General features: G+C 72.3%; 14 protein-coding genes and 1 pseudogene. 9 read left to right on the plus strand and 6 right to left on the minus strand.

The genetic code is table 11. The annotated features are described in order from the left end of the window. Positions 1–60: 60 nt before the first annotated feature. From QOL88_RS33415 to QOL88_RS33440, 6 genes and pseudogenes are all read left to right on the plus strand, one after another. Entirely contained in the window at positions 61–1,215 is a 1,155-nt protein-coding gene (locus QOL88_RS33415; RefSeq protein WP_097221965.1) for an NAD(P)/FAD-dependent oxidoreductase, read from the plus strand. Further along, positions 1,212–1,508, plus strand: a pseudogene (locus QOL88_RS33420) ((2Fe-2S)-binding protein); the annotation flags it as partial. The gene QOL88_RS33415 and the pseudogene QOL88_RS33420, both read left to right, overlap by 4 nt. A gap of 172 nt (positions 1,509–1,680) precedes the next feature. Continuing rightward, on the plus strand, positions 1,681–3,045 hold the full coding sequence (locus tag QOL88_RS33425) for an FAD/NAD(P)-dependent oxidoreductase (protein WP_097221967.1): 1,365 nt from the start codon (positions 1,681–1,683) through the stop codon (positions 3,043–3,045). Further along, positions 3,042–3,932 carry a dihydrodipicolinate synthase family protein gene (locus tag QOL88_RS33430; RefSeq protein WP_097221968.1) on the plus strand — a complete coding sequence of 297 codons (891 nt, stop codon included), beginning with the start codon at positions 3,042–3,044 and terminating at the stop codon, positions 3,930–3,932. Before QOL88_RS33425 ends, QOL88_RS33430 begins: the two co-directional genes overlap by 4 nt. A gap of 81 nt (positions 3,933–4,013) precedes the next feature. Beyond that, on the plus strand, positions 4,014–5,015 hold the full coding sequence (locus QOL88_RS33435) for a proline racemase family protein (RefSeq protein ID WP_097221969.1): 1,002 nt from the start codon (positions 4,014–4,016) through the stop codon (positions 5,013–5,015). A gap of 38 nt (positions 5,016–5,053) precedes the next feature. Then, on the plus strand, positions 5,054–5,725 hold the full coding sequence (locus QOL88_RS33440; RefSeq protein ID WP_097221970.1) for a GntR family transcriptional regulator: 672 nt from the start codon (positions 5,054–5,056) through the stop codon (positions 5,723–5,725). An 83-nt stretch (positions 5,726–5,808) separates the two neighbouring features. Here the strand turns inward: QOL88_RS33440 and QOL88_RS33445 are convergent, their stop codons facing one another. The 3 genes from QOL88_RS33445 to QOL88_RS33455 are packed head-to-tail and all read right to left on the minus strand — an operon-like array spanning position 5,809 to position 7,987. Continuing rightward, a complete protein-coding gene (locus QOL88_RS33445) occupies positions 5,809–6,744 on the minus strand; it encodes a PDR/VanB family oxidoreductase (RefSeq protein WP_097221971.1) in 936 nt (311 codons plus the stop codon). Next, complete coding sequence (locus QOL88_RS33450; RefSeq protein ID WP_097221972.1) at positions 6,741–6,920, minus strand: hypothetical protein; 180 nt, start codon at positions 6,918–6,920, stop codon at positions 6,741–6,743. The genes QOL88_RS33445 and QOL88_RS33450 overlap by 4 nt, the downstream gene beginning before the upstream one ends. Beyond that, positions 6,917–7,987, minus strand: coding sequence for an aromatic ring-hydroxylating dioxygenase subunit alpha (locus QOL88_RS33455; protein WP_179879026.1), 1,071 nt, complete (start codon positions 7,985–7,987; stop codon positions 6,917–6,919). Before QOL88_RS33455 ends, QOL88_RS33450 begins: the two co-directional genes overlap by 4 nt. 162 nt (positions 7,988–8,149) lie before the next feature. Between QOL88_RS33455 and QOL88_RS39015 the strand changes: the two genes are divergently transcribed. Both QOL88_RS39015 and QOL88_RS33470 read left to right on the plus strand, forming a co-directional pair. Further along, positions 8,150–8,575, plus strand: a complete 426-nt coding sequence (locus QOL88_RS39015) for a peptidoglycan-binding protein (RefSeq protein WP_097221974.1) — start codon at positions 8,150–8,152, stop codon at positions 8,573–8,575. Between the two features lie 227 nt (positions 8,576–8,802). Beyond that, positions 8,803–9,777, plus strand: coding sequence for a hypothetical protein (locus tag QOL88_RS33470; protein ID WP_257027963.1), 975 nt, complete (start codon positions 8,803–8,805; stop codon positions 9,775–9,777). Here QOL88_RS33470 and QOL88_RS33475 read toward each other — a convergent pair. Continuing rightward, on the minus strand, positions 9,756–11,039 hold the full coding sequence (locus QOL88_RS33475) for an MFS transporter (RefSeq protein WP_097221976.1): 1,284 nt from the start codon (positions 11,037–11,039) through the stop codon (positions 9,756–9,758). The genes QOL88_RS33470 and QOL88_RS33475 overlap by 22 nt on opposite strands. A gap of 169 nt (positions 11,040–11,208) precedes the next feature. Here QOL88_RS33475 and QOL88_RS33480 point away from each other — a divergent pair, with 169 nt between their 5' ends. Continuing rightward, positions 11,209–13,260, plus strand: coding sequence for a phosphocholine-specific phospholipase C (locus QOL88_RS33480; protein WP_097221977.1), 2,052 nt, complete (start codon positions 11,209–11,211; stop codon positions 13,258–13,260). Here QOL88_RS33480 and QOL88_RS33485 read toward each other — a convergent pair. Then, entirely contained in the window at positions 13,250–14,197 is a 948-nt protein-coding gene (locus QOL88_RS33485) for a DMT family protein (RefSeq protein ID WP_097221978.1), read from the minus strand. The two genes, QOL88_RS33480 and QOL88_RS33485, sit on opposite strands and share 11 nt — an antisense overlap. Further along, a complete protein-coding gene (locus QOL88_RS33490; RefSeq protein WP_097221979.1) occupies positions 14,194–15,036 on the minus strand; it encodes a phosphatase PAP2 family protein in 843 nt (280 codons plus the stop codon). Before QOL88_RS33490 ends, QOL88_RS33485 begins: the two co-directional genes overlap by 4 nt. Positions 15,037–15,199: the final 163 nt, after the last annotated feature.

Raw genomic sequence — 15,199 nt, forward strand, 5'->3', positions numbered from 1 at the left:
GTGCGCCGGTCCTTGTCCCGCACCCTTTCCAGGTTCTGTGGTGTGTGACATGGTACTGACGTGAGCGAGTCGCTGACCTGCGATGTCGTGGTGGTCGGAGCCGGCGTGGTCGGCGCCGCCACCGCCCTGTACGCGGCCCGCGCCGGCCTGGACACCGTCGTGGTGGACCGGGGCCCGGTGGCCGGCGGCACGACCGGAGCGGGGGAGGGGAACCTCCTCGTCTCCGACAAGGAACCCGGACCGGAACTCGAACTGGCCCTGCTGTCCGCCCGGCTCTGGGCCGGACTGGCCCGGGAGGGGCTCGGCGAAGCCGTCGAGTACGAGGCCAAGGGCGGTGTCGTCGTCGCCGGCACGGACCGGGCCCTGACCGGGCTGGAGAAATTCGCCGCCGAGCAGCGCGCGGCCGGGATCGAGGCCGTCCCGGTGCCGCCCGACCGGCTCACCGACCTGGAGCCCTGCCTGGCCCCGGGCCTCGCGGGCGGCATGCACTATCCGCAGGACGCCCAGGTGATGCCCGCCCTCGCGGCGGCCCATCTGCTGCGCGCCTCCAAGGCCCGGGTGCGCACCGGCCGGGAGGTGACCGGCTTCCTGCGCGGCCCGGGCGGTGCGGTGCGCGGCGTGCGCACCGACCGGGGCGACCTGCACGCGCCCGCGGTCGTCAACGCGGCCGGCACCTGGGGCGGCGAACTGGCGGCCCGCGCCGGAGTCCTGCTGCCGGTACGGCCCCGGCGGGGTTTCGTGCTGGTCACCGAACCGCTGCCGCCCCGCATCCGGCACAAGGTGTACGCCGCCGACTACGTGGCCGACGTCGCCAACGACTCAGCGGCGCTGCAGACCTCCCCGGTGGTCGAGGGCACCCCCGCCGGACCCGTCCTCATCGGCGCCAGCCGCGAACGGGTCGGCTTCGACCGCTCCCTGTCACTCCCGGCGCTGCGCGCGCTGGCGGCCGGCGCGACCGCGCTCTTCCCGTTCCTCTCCGAGGTCCGGGCCATGCGGACGTACGCCGGCTTCCGGCCGTATCTGCCGGACCACCTGCCCGCGATCGGCCCCGATGCACGGGTGCCCGGGCTCTTCCACGCCTGTGGGCACGAGGGCGCGGGCATCGGACTCGCCACCGGCACCGGGCATCTGATCGCCCAGGCGCTGACCGGCCGGACGCCCGACCTGGACCTCGGCCCGTTCCGGCCCGACCGCTTCACCGAGGAGGCCGAGTGAACCCGCTGGAGCTGGCGGCGGCCAGGCCCGGCCCCGCCTTCACGGTCACGTTCGACGGGCGGCCGGTCGAGGCGCTGCCCGGGCAGACGGTCGCCGCCGTGCTGTGGTCGGCAGGGGTGACGTCGTGGCGTTCCACCCGGGGCGAGGGCCGTCCGCGCGGGGTGTTCTGCGGGATCGGCGTCTGCTTCGACTGCTTGGTCACCGTCAACGGCCGCCCCAACCAACGGGCTTGCCTGGTGCCGGTCCGGCCGGGGGACGAGATCGGCACGCAGGACGGCACGGGCCGTGGGGAGGTGGGCGCGCGGGGCGGCACGGGCCGTGGGGAGATGGGCGCGCAGGACGGCACAGGCCGCGGGGACATCGCCGCTCAGGACGGCACAGGCCCCGAGGACATCGGTACTCGAGGCGGCACAGGCCAAGGGGCGATCGGCCCCCAGGACGGCACCGATGACGAGGAGGCGCGTCATGCGGACTGACCTCGTCGTGATCGGCGCCGGACCGGCCGGGCTCGCCGCCGCCCTCGCGGCCTCCGCGCGCGGCGCGGGAGTCACGCTCGTCGACGCCGCGGCGCAGACCGGCGGGCAGTTCTACCGGCAGCCCGCCGCCGGACTCGGCGCCGGGCGGCCCGAGGCGCTGCACCACCAGTGGCGGACCTGGGAGCGGCTGCGGGACGGGCTCGCCGCCAGTGCCGTACGCGTCCTGACGGAACACCACGTGTGGTGCGTGGAGCGCACGTCGGACGGCTTCACCGTGCACGCCCTGCTCGGCCCGGAGCAGGAGGAGCCCGTCGAGGTGCACGCCCGCACCGTGCTCCTGGCCACCGGCGGCTACGAACACGTGCTGCCCTTCCCCGGCTGGACCCTCCCCGGCGTCGTCACGGCCGGGGGAGCCCAGGCCATGCTCAAAGGCGGTCTCGTGGTGTCGGGGCACCGAACCGTGGTGGCCGGGTCCGGGCCCCTGCTGCTGCCCGTGGCGACCGGGCTCGCGGCGGCCGGCGTAGAGGTCGCCGCACTCGTCGAGTCCACCGACCCCAAGCGTCTCGCCCGGCACGCCCCCGCCCTGGCCGGCAAGCTCCCCGAGGGCGCCGGATACGCCGCCGCGCTGCTGCGCCACCGCGTCCCGACCCTCACCCGGCACACCGTCGTGCGCGCCCACGGCGACGAGCGGCTGACCGGCGTCACCGTCGCCGCGCTCGACGCCGACGGGCGCGTCCGGCCCGGCACCGCACGGCACCTGCCCTGCGACACCCTCGCCGTCGGCCACGGCATGCTCCCGCACACCGACCTCGCCGAGACCCTCGGCTGCCGGCTCGACGGCCTCACCGTGGCCGTCGACACCGAGCAGCGCACCGACGTGCCCGGCGTGTGGGCGGCCGGCGAGGCCACCGGCATCGGCGGCGCCGCCCTGGCCCTCGCCGAGGGGCACATCGCCGGCTGCTCGGCCGCCGCCCACCTGCAGGGCACCGCCCCGGATCCGGCCCCCGCCGCCCTCAAGGCCCGCACCAAACTCAGACGATCGGCAGCCGCCCTCGACTCCGCCTGCGCGCCGCCCGCCCACTGGCCCGAGCACCTCACCGACGACACCGTGGTCTGCCGCTGCGAGGAGGTCACCGCGGGGTCCGTGCGCGAGGCCCTGGACCTCGGGGCGGGCGACGAACGCACCGTGAAGCTGCTCACCCGGGCCGGGATGGGCTGGTGCCAGGGCCGGATGTGCTCCGCCGCGATCGCCGGTCTCGCCGGCCGCGCACCCACCCCGGTCAAGCGCCCGTTCGCCCGGCCCGTGCCGCTCGGCGTCCTCGCCCGCCAACACCCCCAGGAGGGACAGTCATGACCGAACACCGCCCCTGGCGCGGCGTCCTCGTCGCCACCGCGCTCCCGCTGAACGACGACCTCTCGGTGAACTACGACGGCTACGCCGAGCACTGCGCCTGGCTGGTCGAGAACGGCTGCGACGGCGTCGTGCCCAACGGCTCCCTCGGCGAGTACCAGGTGCTCACGCCCGAGGAGCGGGCCCGGGTCGTCGAGACGGCCGTCGCCGCGATCGGCGGGGAGCGCGTGATGCCCGGCGTCGCCGCGTACGGGTCCGCCGAGTCCCGGCGCTGGGCGGAGCAGGCCGGCGAGGCCGGCTGCCGGGCGGTGATGCTGCTGCCGCCGAACGCCTACCGCGCCGACGAGCGTTCCGTCCTCGCCCACTACGCCGAGGTGGCCCGGTCGGGCCTGCCGATCGTCGCGTACAACAACCCGATCGACACCAAGGTCGACCTCGTGCCCGAGCTGCTCGCCCGGCTGCACGGCGAAGGGCACATCCAGGGAGTGAAGGAGTTCTCCGGTGATGTCCGCAGGGCCTACCGGATCGCCGAACTGGCCCCGGAACTCGACCTGCTGATCGGCGCGGACGACGTCCTGCTGGAGCTGGCCGTCGCGGGCGCCAAGGGCTGGGTGGCGGGCTACCCGAACGCGCTGCCCCGGGTCTCGGTGGAGCTGTACCGCGCGGCGGTCGACGGCGACCTCGACACCGCGCTGCCCCTGTACCGGCAGCTGCATCCGCTGCTGCGCTGGGACTCGCAAGTGGAATTCGTCCAGGCCATCAAGCTGTCCATGGACATCGTCGGCCGTCACGGGGGGCCCTGCCGTCCGCCCCGGGCGACCCTGCTGCCCGGGCAGGAGGCGGCGGTCCGCGCAGCCACGGAGAAGGCCGTCGCGGCCGGACTGGCCTAGGTCGTGTCCGCAAACCCCGACCTAGGTCGTGTCCGCAAACCCCGACCTAGGCCGTGTCCGCACGAGAATCTGGGGACCGACATGCGCAGCAAACTCGTCCTGCACGCCGTCGACTCGCACACCGAGGGCATGCCGACCCGCGTGATCACCGGCGGCATCGGCACCATCCCGGGTGCCACCATGAACGAACGGCGGCTGTGGTTCCGTGAACACCGCGACGACGTCAAGCAGTTGCTGATGAACGAGCCGCGCGGCCACTCCGCCATGAGCGGCGCGATCCTCCAGCCGCCGACCCGCCCCGACTGCGACTGGGGCGTCGTCTACATCGAGGTCTCCGGCTATCTGCCGATGTGCGGTCACGGCACCATCGGTGTGGCGACCGTGCTCGTCGAGACCGGCATGGTCGAGGTCGTCGAGCCGGTCACCACCATCCGGCTCGACACCCCGGCCGGCCCGGTCGTCGCCGAGGTGGCCGTCGAGGACGGGGCGGCCAAGGCGGTCACCCTGCGGAACGTGCCCTCCTTCGCCGTCGGCCTCGACCGCAAAACCACCCTCGCCGACGGCCGGACGGTGACGTACGACCTCGCCTTCGGCGGCAACTTCTACGCGATCCTGCCGCTGAAGCAGTTCGGCCTGCCCTTCGACCGGGAACGCAAGGACGACATCCTCGCGGCCGGGCTGTCCCTGATGGCGGCCGTCAACGCCGAGGACCCGCCCGTCCACCCGGAGGACCCCTCCATCCACGGCCTCCACCACGTCTACCTGGCCGCCCCCGGCTCGACAGCCCGCCGCTCCCGGCACGCCATGGCCATCCACCCCGGCTGGTTCGACCGATCGCCCTGCGGCACCGGCACCAGCGCCCGCATGGCCCAGCTGCACGCCCGCGGCGAACTCCCGCTGCACACCGAGTTCGTGAACGAGTCCTTCATCGGCACCCGGTTCACCGGCAGACTGCTCGGCACGACCGAGGTCGCCGGACGCCCGGCCGTGCTGCCCAGCTTCACCGGACGCGCCTGGATCACCGGCACCGCCCAGTATTTGCTGGACCCCGAGGACCCGTTCCCGGCCGGGTTCGTCCTGTAGGCACCCCTGTACTGGACACGAGAGGAACCCCGACCGTCATGGCCCCGCAGCACACCCCCGCCCTGCCCGTGCTGGGCAGCAGGAAGCCCAGCCACCGGGAGCGGGTCGCGGACGCGCTGCGGGCCGCCCTGATCGCCGGCGAACTGCGGCCCGGCGAGGTCTACTCTGCCCCCGGCCTCGCCGCCCGCTTCGGCGTCTCCGCCACGCCCGTGCGCGAGGCCATGCTCGACCTGGCCAAGGAGGGCTTGGTCGACACCGTGCCCAACAAGGGCTTCCGGGTCACCGCCGTCTCCGAGCAACAGCTCGACGAGTACACCCACATCCGCGCGCTGATCGAGATCCCCACCACGGCGGAGCTGGCCCGCACCGCCGACCCGGTGGCCCTGGAGGCACTTCGCCCGATCGCCCAGGAGATCGTCACCTCCGCCGCGTCCGGCGACCTCATCGCCTACGTCGAGGCCGACCTGCGCTTCCACCTCGGCCTGCTGGCCCTCGCGGGCAACGGCCATCTCGTCGACGTCGTACGCGACCTCAGACGCCGCTCGCGGCTCTACGGCCTGACGGCGCTGGTGGAACAGGGGCGGCTGGAGGCGTCGGCCGAGGAGCACCTGGAGATCCTCGACGCGCTGCTCACCCGGGACGAGGAGGCCGTACGGGCCGTGATGGCCCGGCACCTCGGGCATGTCCGGGGGCTGTGGGCCGCGCCCTGACGGGCCGGTCCGCCCGTCAGGGCCGCACGAGATCGAGCGCCGCCCCGGTGCCTACGGGCCGGGACGGCGCTCGGGCGACCGGTTCACAGGTCCAGCACGAGCCGCTTCCCGAGGCAGCGGGACACACAGATCAGCATGGTCTCGCCGGCCGCGCGTTCGTCCTCCGTCAGCACCGAGTCACGATGGTCCGGCTCACCGTCGAGGACGTCGGTCTCACACGTGCCGCAGGTGCCCTCGGTGCAGGAGTACAGCACCTCGACCCCGGCCTCGCGCACGGCGTCGAGCACGGACACGTCCGGGGCGACGGTGAGCGTCCGGCCGCTGCGCGCCAGCTCCACCTCGAACACCGTCTCGCCGCCGCTCTCCTGCGTCTTCGGCCGGAACCGCTCGACGCGCAGGACCCCGGACGGGCACCGGGCCTCGACCGCGTCCAGCAGCGGCCCGGGGCCGCAGCAGTAGACGAGCGTGCCCTCGGGCACGTCGTCCAGCACGGAGGGCAGGTCCAGCAGGCCCGTCTCGTCCTCGGGCGCGATCGTCACGCGGTCCCCGTAGCGGCCCAGTTCCTCGCCGAACGCCATGGAGCCGCGGGTGCGCCCGCCGTACAGCAGCGTCCACTCGGCGCCCGCCGCCTCGGCCGCCGCAAGCATCGGCAGGATCGGCGTGATGCCGATGCCGCCCGCGACGAAGCGGTACCGGGCGGCGGGCTCCAGGCCGAAGTTGTTCCGGGGACCGCGCACCCGCACCCGCGCCCCCTCGCCCAACCGCTCGTGCACATGGGCGGAACCGCCCCGCCCGGCGTTCTCGCGCAGCACCGCGATCCGCCAGGCCGACCGGTCCGCCGGATCGCCGCACAGCGAGTACTGCCGCTCCAGACCGGGCTCCAGCAGGACGTCGACGTGGGCACCCGGCTCCCAGGCCGGAAGCTGCTCGCCCAGTGGATGGCGCAGGGTCAGCGCGAGCACGCCCTCGGCCGCGAACTCCTTCCGCTCGACGACGAGTTCGGCCTCGTACACGCTCATGAGCTGTTTCCTCGCGGCTCGTCGACACAGTGCCCCTGCGGATGGGCGAGCATCCACTCCCACATCTCGACCGGGTCCTGCGCGGTGTGCTCACGGCCGCAGTGGCAGGTGCCGTGCAGGGTGTCGGTGCCGGGCAGCCAGGCGATGCGGTAGATCTCGCCGGTCGGCGCGGTCACCGGACCTTCTCCACGGGCTTCTCTCCCTGCTCCACCAGGCGGGCGAGGATGCGGCGGGCGGCCAGGCCACCGGTGTCGATGTTGATGCTCAGCTCCTGGTAGCCGGTGCGTTCGGTGCCGAGCGTCTTCTGGAGCAGGTTGAGCGCGGTGACGTCCTGCATCACGACCGTGTGGTTGTTGCCCCGCAGGAACTCGGTCACTTCGGCGTCGTCCGTCGCCCAGTCCCGGGAAACCGCCCAGAAGTCGTACACCGTGCCGTCGCCGGACGGCGTGATCGCGTAGGTGATCTCCGTGTGGAAGCCGTTCGGGTCGCTGCCGTCCGCCTCGGGCAGCACCCCGGCCGGGGCGATGCGGCTGTGCAGCAGATACAGGCAGGGGGCGTGGTACTCGATGTCCTGCCAGCGGGTGATCCGGCCCTGGATGCCGGTCGACCTGGCGTAGAACGGCGGGCACTCGGCGTCGTCCATGTGCCGGCTCACCCGGACGATCCCGGCGCCCTCGTCGACCTCGGTGGTGATCGGCGTCTCGGCGACCTCGGGGGTGCCGATGTAACCGCCGTGCAGATACGTCTCGTGGGACAGGTCGAGGAGGTTGTCGACGAGCAGCCCGTAGTCGCAGTCGATGGGTTCCATGCCGCGCACGGTGACCCAGCCGGGGGAGTCGAGGTGCCGGGCCCGGGGGATGGTCTGCGCGTCGGCGAGGGCCGGGTCGCCCATCCACACCCAGATCAGCGAGTCCTGCTCGACGACCGGGTAGGAGGCGATCCGGGCCGTGCGTGGCACGCGTTTCTGCCCGGGCACGTACACGCACGTACCGGACGTGTCGTACGTGAACCCGTGGTACCCGCACACGATCCGGTCCCCGTCCAGCCGCGTCGGCGCCTCCGACAGCGGATAACGGCGGTGCACGCACCGGTCGTGCAGCACGACCGGCGTCCCGTCCTCCTCGGTCCGGTACAGCACGAGCGTCTCACCGAGGATCGTCCGGCCGAGCAACTCCCGCCCCACCTCGTGACTGTAGGCGGCGACGTACCACTGGTTCCTGGCGAAGGCGGTCATGTGAGGCATGGGCGCTGGCTCCCGTCTCTGGTCGTGCCGTCATCGTCGGCGCGGCTCTCCCGGCGCCGCAACGGGCCTTCCGTCAGACGGAAGCGGTTGCCGCGTCAAAAAGTGAAAGCGCAACGGAATTCCCGACTTTTTCGTCACGGCGAATCCGCTTAATCTGGGTATATGGAAAAGACAGAGTTCTATGTGGTCAAGCACGGTGACACCCTCGCCAAGATCGCGTCCATGCATCATGTGACGCTCGGCCAGATTCTCGAGTGGAATCCCGAGATCGAGAATCCTGACATCATCCATCCCGGTCAACGGATCCGTGTGGCCGCACCGTCCATGCACGGGGAATTCGAGCCGTTCCCGGGCAGCGACTTCTTCCAGTCCTCCGTGACGAGCCCGGTCATCGAGGCGATGGGCTTCCGCCTCATCGAGGAGGAGTGCTCGGCGTACGCCGCCGGGCCCGACTCCCAGTGGAGCGAGGCGGACCGGAAGTCGTACGCGATGTGGCAGCGCAAGCTCGGATTCACAGGCCACGACGCTGACGGCACGCCGGGCCGGAAGTCCTGGGAGAGGCTTCACGTACCCGCCGTCTTCGAATGATCGGCATCGCGTCGGGCCGGCCTCCGCGGACGGCCTGGCGCGCACGGGCCCGGGCTCGTATCGCGTATCTCGAAGCGGAACTGGAACACGAAAGCGCCAGACGGGTTCGCGGAGACAGGAAGGCGCTCGTCGAGGGAATGCGGGGGCATCTCGAAAAGGCCCGTGCGGCTGCGGACGAGGATTTCGGGTGGCGGAAGCCGTGGTCCGGCTCGGCGGCCCGTGAGGGCGTGTGCTCGAATATCCGCAGCGCCGAGGTATTGCTGATTCAACTGGTTTCCGACGAAGAAGCCGCGGGCCGCGCCAGCGAGGTCATGGCGCTGGTCAAGGATCACATGGACGCCGACGACCCCCGCCGGGTCCGGCTCGCCCTGCGGCTCCGTCCCATCATCTCCGGTGACATCACGCCGAGCGACCGGGACCTCATGGCGCGGGCGCTCGACGCCGCGTACAGCCACTTGGACGACGAACTGGCCCGGGTGCGCAGCCTGCGCAACATCCTGTGGGCCGCGACGTTCCTCGTGCTGTTCGGGGTGGTGAGCCTGGCTCTCTACGGGTGGTTCTCGCCCAGCTCGCTGAGCTTGTGCTTCTCGCCCGGAAGCGGCTCCTCGCGCGACGTCGATGTCGTCTGCCCTACCGCGGAGCATCACATCGTGCAGAAACCGGGCGAGGCGAAAATCGATCCCAGCAGCAAGGCCGACCCCACGGACATCGTCACCATCGAGATCGCCGGAATCGCCGGTGCCGCCCTCACCGTCATCGCCTCGCTGCGCCGCATCCGGGGGACCGACTCCCCCTACATGCTGCCCCTGGCGTCGGCGGTGCTGAAGCTCCCGACCGGCGCCCTGTCGGCCTTCCTGGGGCTGCTGCTGATCAGAGGGGCCTTCGTCCCCGGGCTCAGTGACCTCGACACCAGGGCCCAGGTCCTCGCCTGGGCCGCGGCGTTCGGCGCCGCACAGCACCTGGTGACCCGACTCGTCGACGACCGCGCCCAGATGACGCTGTCGGAGGTGGGCAGGACCACCGACGCCGTGGTCGATCCCGAGCGGGTCGCCGTCAAGGAGGGGCTGCCGGCCCCTGCCGCCACCGGGTCGCCCAACGGAGCGGGACCGCACGACGAACCGGACGGGGGAGCGCGCGAGAAGGGCGAGGACGGCGAACCCGCCCCCGACGGCGCCCCCGCTCACCGCCGCAGCGGTGCGTGAGCCGTCTCCGGGAGCCGCAGATACACCACCGAGGACACCAGGCAGAGCACCGCGACGTACCAGGGGAACAGCCCCGCGTGCCCCAACTCCTTGAACAGGGTGCCGACGTAGGGGGCCGTGCCGCCGAAGAGGGCCACCGTCAGGGAGTAGGGGAAGCCGATGCCCGCCGCGCGGACCCGGGGCGGGAAGATCTCCGCGTTCACGGCCGCGCTGATCGAGGTGAACCCGGTCAGCAGCACCATGCCCGCGCACTGCACGAGCAGCAGCACGGCGAACGAGTCGCGCAGGGTGTGCAGCAGCGGCACCGCGAGCAGCGCGAAGCCCAGACCGAAGAAGAGCAGCAGGGGGCGGCGGCCGAAGCGGTCCGAGAGCAGACCGCCGAGCGGCTGGAGCAGCGCGAAGAAGGCCAGTGAGATCGTGCCCGCGAGCAGCGCGTCCGACTTCTCGATGCCCGCGTTGAGCTCGGCGTACGTCGGCAGGTACGACGTCCACGTGTAGTAGGCGATGGTGCCGCCCGCCGTGATGCCGCCGATGAGGAGCGACTCGCGCGGGTGCCGGCGCAGCGCCTCGAACAGTCCGGGGCGCGGAGCCTGCTGCTGCTCGGCGCTGCGGGTCTCCTGCGCGCCCTGCCGGATCCAGAAGCCGACCAGGCTCAGCACGGCCCCGAGGACGAACGGCACCCGCCAGCCCCAGCCGTTCATCTGCCCGTCGCTGAGCGTGTCCACCAGCAGCGTCGCGATACCGGAGGCGATCAGCTGTCCCACGGTCGTCGACACGTACTGGAAGCTGGAGAACAACCCGCGCCGGCCGGGGCCCGCCGACTCCACCAGGAAGGTCGTCGAGGCTGCGAACTCGCCGCCCACGGACAGGCCCTGGAGCAGCCGCGCCAGCACCAGGATCACCGGCGCGAGCACGCCCACCGCGGCGTACGTCGGGGTCAGTCCGACCAGCAGACTGCTGCCGCCCATCAGCAGGATCGTGACCGTGAGGGCGGCCCGCCGCCCGTGCCGGTCCGCGACGGCGCCCATCAGCAGCCCGCCCACCGGCCGCATGAAGAAGCCGACCGCGAACACCGCGAACGTGGACAGCAGCGGCACCAGTGAGTTGTCCGCGCTCTTGGGGAAGACCTGGGCGGCTATGTAGGTGGCCAGAAACGTGTACGCGTACCAGTCGTACCACTCGACCGCGTTGCCCACGGAGGCGGCGAGGAGCTGGCGAACGGGCCGTTTCGTCGGCGGGGAAACCGTCTGCGTCTCTGTCACGCCTCCCACCCTCCCCTGACAACGCCCTGGCACACCCTCCGTACCGGCGACTTTCACATGAGTGTCACGCGCCCCTTCCTTGTCGTTTGGTGTTCCTGAAACACTCCTTCCGCGCAGATTCCGTCACGTTCCGGCCATCCCGTACCTCAGGATGAGAGGTCTGTCCTTCATGTCCGAAGTCAACCGGCGCCGCTTCCTCCAACTCGCGGGTGCCACCACGGCCTTCAGCGCGCTGTCCGCCAGCATCCAGCGCGCCGCCGCTCTTCCGGCGAACCACCGCACCGGGTCGATCGAGGATGTCGAGCACATCGTCGTCCTCATGCAGGAGAACCGTTCCTTCGACCACTACTTCGGCACCCTGAGAGGCGTCCGCGGCTTCGGCGACCCCCGCCCGGTCACCCTCGACAACGGAAAACCGGTCTGGCACCAGGAGAAGGACGGCAAGGAGATCCTGCCGTTCCACCCGGACGCCGACGACCTCGGCATGCAGTTCCTGGAGGGCCTGCCGCACTCCTGGCCCGACGGCCACCAGGCCTACGACGGCGGCAAGTACGACCGGTGGGTGCCCGCCAAGGGCACCACGACCATGGCGTACCTGACCCGCGAGGACATCCCGTTCCACTACGCCCTCGCCGACTCCTTCACGGTCTGCGACGCCTACCACTGCTCGTTCATCGGCTCGACCGACCCGAACCGCTACTACATGTGGTCCGGGTACACCGGCAACGACGGCACCGGCGGCGGCCCGGTCCTCGGCAACGACGAGCTCGGCTACGGCTGGACGACCTACCCCGAGCGCCTGGAGCAGGCGGGCATCTCCTGGAAGATCTACCAGGACATCGGCGACGGCCTCGACGCCCAGGGCTCCTGGGGCTGGATCCAGGACGCCTACCGCGGCAACTACGGCGACAACTCGCTGCTGTACTTCAACAAGTACCGCGAGGCCAAGCCAGGCGACCCCTGGTACGACAAGGCCCGCACCGGCACGAACGCCAAGGCGGGCGAGGGCTACTTCGACCGGCTGAAGGCGGACGTCAAGGCCGGCGAGCTGCCCCAGATCTCCTGGATCGCCGCCCCCGAGGCCTTCTCCGAGCACTCCAACTGGCCGTCGAACTACGGCGCCTGGTACATCGCCCAGGTCCTTGACGCCCTCACCTCCAACCCGGAGGTCTGGTCCAAGACGGCCCTGTTCATCACCTACGACGAGAACGACGGCTTCTTCGACCACGTGGTGCCGCCGCTGCCGCCGAAGGACGCCTCGCGGGGCCTGTCCACCGTCGACGTCTCCCTCGACCTCTTCCCTGGCGACGGCAAGAACACGGCCGGTCCGTACGGCCTCGGCCCCCGGGTGCCGATGCTGGTCGTCTCGCCGTGGAGCAAGGGCGGCTACGTCTGCTCCGAGACCCTTGATCACACCTCGATCCTGCGGTTCATGGAGCGCCGCTTCGGCGTGCGCGAGACCAACATCTCGCCGTGGCGCCGGGCCATCTGCGGTGATCTGACCGCCGCGTTCGACTTCTCCCGCAAGGACGCCCGCCCGGCGCCGCTGCCCGGCACCGACGGGTACGAGCCCCAGGACCGCGAACGCCACCCCGACTACAAGCCGGTCCCGCCCGCCGACCCGCGCATGCCCCGGCAGGAACGCGGCCCGCGCCGCTCCCGGCCGCTGAAGTACGCCCCTCGCGTGGACGCCTCGGTCGACGCTGCGGCCGGGAAGCTCACCCTCACCTTCGCCTCCGGCGCGAAGGCCGGCGCCGCCTTCCACATCACCTCCGGCAACCGCGCCGACGGCCCCTGGATGTACACCACCGAGGCCGGCAAGACGCTCTCCGACACCTGGAACTCGGCGTACTCCGGGGGCTTCTACGACCTGACCGTGCACGGCCCGGGCGGCTTCGTGCGCGTCTTCAAGGGTGCGAACAAGACGGCCGGCTGCGAGGTCACCGCCCGCCACAGCGGTGACGACATCGAGCTGACCTTCACCAACAAGGGCTCGGGCACGACCCGTCTGAAGGTGTCCAACGGCTACGGCGGACGGCCCACGACCGTCACGGTGCGGCCGGGCGCGACGGTGTGCCGGACCGTGGAACTCGCCGCCAGCCGCCGCTGGTACGACCTGACCGTCACCGCCGAGGGCGACCAGGCGTTCCTGCGGCGGTTCGCGGGGCACGTCGAGAACGGGCAGCCGGGGGTGAGCGACCCGGCGATCATCACCGTGTAGCGGGAGTGAGGTGCCCCGGATCGTGCGGCCGGGGCACCAGCACGGGTTCGGCCGTCGCCGAGCCGGGTTCCAGCGCCAGGACGGCGGCCACCGGATGGTCGTCGTCCACCGGGGCAGCGGCGGGTGCCGCCCGGCTGAGCAGCACCACTCCCCAGGACGCCAGCCCCGCCCCGGCGAGCGCGAGCAGCACCCCCGCCGGGCCGCCCTGGAGGCGTTCACCCAGCAGCGACAGGCCGATCACCGCGGCGGCCAGCGGGTTGGCCAGCGTCACCATCGCGAGCGGTCCGCCCAGGCCGCCCCGGTATGCCGTCTGCGACAGCAGCAGCCCGCCGGCCGCGAAGGCCGCCACGAGCAGGGCCACGCCGACCACCTGGACACTCAGGACCGGACCGGACCGGTCCGTCGCGGCCACCGTCACCGTCTGCGTGAGGGCCGAGGCGACCCCGGAGGCCAGACCCGACGCGGAGGCGTGCCGCAGCCCGGGGCGCGCGCCCGGCCGGGACAGCACCCCGATGAGGGCCGCGGTGGCGCCCGCCACCACCAGCGCCTCGGGAACGCTCAGCGCATCGTCCGGCGCCGCGCCCGACGCCGTGACCAGGATCGCGCCCAGGCCGAGCAGCGTCAGCGCGGTGCCCTTCCACTCGACCGCGCTCACCCGCCGGCCCGCCAGCCGCGCCCCCATCGGTACGGCCGCGACCAGGGTGAGCGCGCCGAGCGGCTGCACGACGGTCAGCGGACCGTATCGCAGGGCGACGACGTGCAGCAGCGCGGCCGACGCGTTCAGCCCGACCGACCACCACCAGGCGCCGCTGCCGAGCAGCCGCAGCGTGCCGGCGCCGGGGGAGCGGGACGCGAGCCGCTCCTGGGCGACCGCGGCGGCCGCGTAGGCGACGGCGGAGACGAGGGACAGGGCGACGGCGATCAGGACGGCGTTCATCGGCTCGCTCCCACGAGTGCCTGCTCGTCCCGCTGGGCCGGTACGAGGGTGCCGTGGGCCCGGCCGGCCGTGGTCGCCGTGCGGCGCGGCGAACGAAGCGAGACGGGGCTCCCCCCGGACGGGGTCCGGGGGCGGATCACCGCGAGCGCGAGAGCGAGCAGGGCCGCCGCGACGATCGCGTCGAGCCAGTAGTGGTTCGCCGTACCGACGATCACCAGCAGCGTCAGCAGCGGATGCGCGAGCCAGAGCCAGCGCCATCGCGAGCGGGTCGCGACGATCAGGCCGATCGCCACCATCAGCGCCCAGCCGAAGTGCAGCGACGGCATCGCCGCGAACTGGTTGGACAGGGAGTCGGTCGCGGGATCGCCGTACACCGAGGGCCCGTACAGCCGCGCCGTGTCGACCAGACCGGCCGCCGCCGGCATGCGCGGCGGGGCGAGCGGGAACAGCAGGTGCAGCGCCAGCGCCGCGGCGGTGACCGCGGCCAGCACCCGGCGGGACCAGACGTAGTGGGCCGGGCGGCGCAGATAGAGCCAGATCAGGAAGGCGGCGGTGGCCGGGAAGTGGACGGCCGCGTAGTAGGTGTTCGCGAGGTGCACCAGGCCGTCGCCGTGCAGCAGCAGGGACTGCACCGCCCCCTCACCGGGCAGATGGACCGCTCGCTCGAAGTCCCACACGCGATGCGCGTTGCGGAAGGCCTCACCGGTGTGGCCCGTGGCCAGCTGACGACCGAACTTGTAGACGAGGAAGAGCCCTGCGACAAGCAGGAGCTCCCGGACGAGCGGCGGTCGCGCTATCGCGTCGGACCCCGCCGGCGCAGGCTCGGTGCGGGCATTCATCCCCCGGCCCCTTCGGTGACGGTGGTGCGTTATCGGTACGAGAGCGTACCGATACGCCAGTGTACCGATACGGCTGCGTACCGGTACACTGGCGTATCGATAGACGTAGAACACATCGCGGGCCGGGAATTTTCCGGCCGCCCGACGAAAGCCAGGAGCACCG

The sequence above is a fragment of the Streptomyces sp. Ag82_O1-12 genome (assembly GCF_900182715.1).
In the GTDB taxonomy this organism is placed as follows: domain Bacteria; phylum Actinomycetota; class Actinomycetes; order Streptomycetales; family Streptomycetaceae; genus Streptomyces; species Streptomyces massasporeus.

What these genes read in the sequence shown, in the direction of transcription:
- QOL88_RS33430 (WP_097221968.1), top strand. Translation starts at nt 3,042, where the DNA reads ATGACCGAACACCGCCCCTGGCGCGGCGTCCTCGTCGCCACCGCGCTC.
- QOL88_RS33490 (WP_097221979.1), bottom strand. Translation starts at nt 15,036, where the DNA reads ATGAATGCCCGCACCGAGCCTGCGCCGGCGGGGTCCGACGCGATAGCG.
- QOL88_RS33480 (WP_097221977.1), top strand. Translation starts at nt 11,209, where the DNA reads ATGTCCGAAGTCAACCGGCGCCGCTTCCTCCAACTCGCGGGTGCCACC.
- QOL88_RS33455 (WP_179879026.1), bottom strand. Translation starts at nt 7,987, where the DNA reads ATGCCTCACATGACCGCCTTCGCCAGGAACCAGTGGTACGTCGCCGCC.
- QOL88_RS33440 (WP_097221970.1), top strand. Translation starts at nt 5,054, where the DNA reads ATGGCCCCGCAGCACACCCCCGCCCTGCCCGTGCTGGGCAGCAGGAAG.
- QOL88_RS39015 (WP_097221974.1), top strand. Translation starts at nt 8,150, where the DNA reads ATGGAAAAGACAGAGTTCTATGTGGTCAAGCACGGTGACACCCTCGCC.
- QOL88_RS33425 (WP_097221967.1), top strand. Translation starts at nt 1,681, where the DNA reads ATGCGGACTGACCTCGTCGTGATCGGCGCCGGACCGGCCGGGCTCGCC.
- QOL88_RS33435 (WP_097221969.1), top strand. Translation starts at nt 4,014, where the DNA reads ATGCGCAGCAAACTCGTCCTGCACGCCGTCGACTCGCACACCGAGGGC.
- QOL88_RS33485 (WP_097221978.1), bottom strand. Translation starts at nt 14,197, where the DNA reads ATGAACGCCGTCCTGATCGCCGTCGCCCTGTCCCTCGTCTCCGCCGTC.
- QOL88_RS33445 (WP_097221971.1), bottom strand. Translation starts at nt 6,744, where the DNA reads ATGAGCGTGTACGAGGCCGAACTCGTCGTCGAGCGGAAGGAGTTCGCG.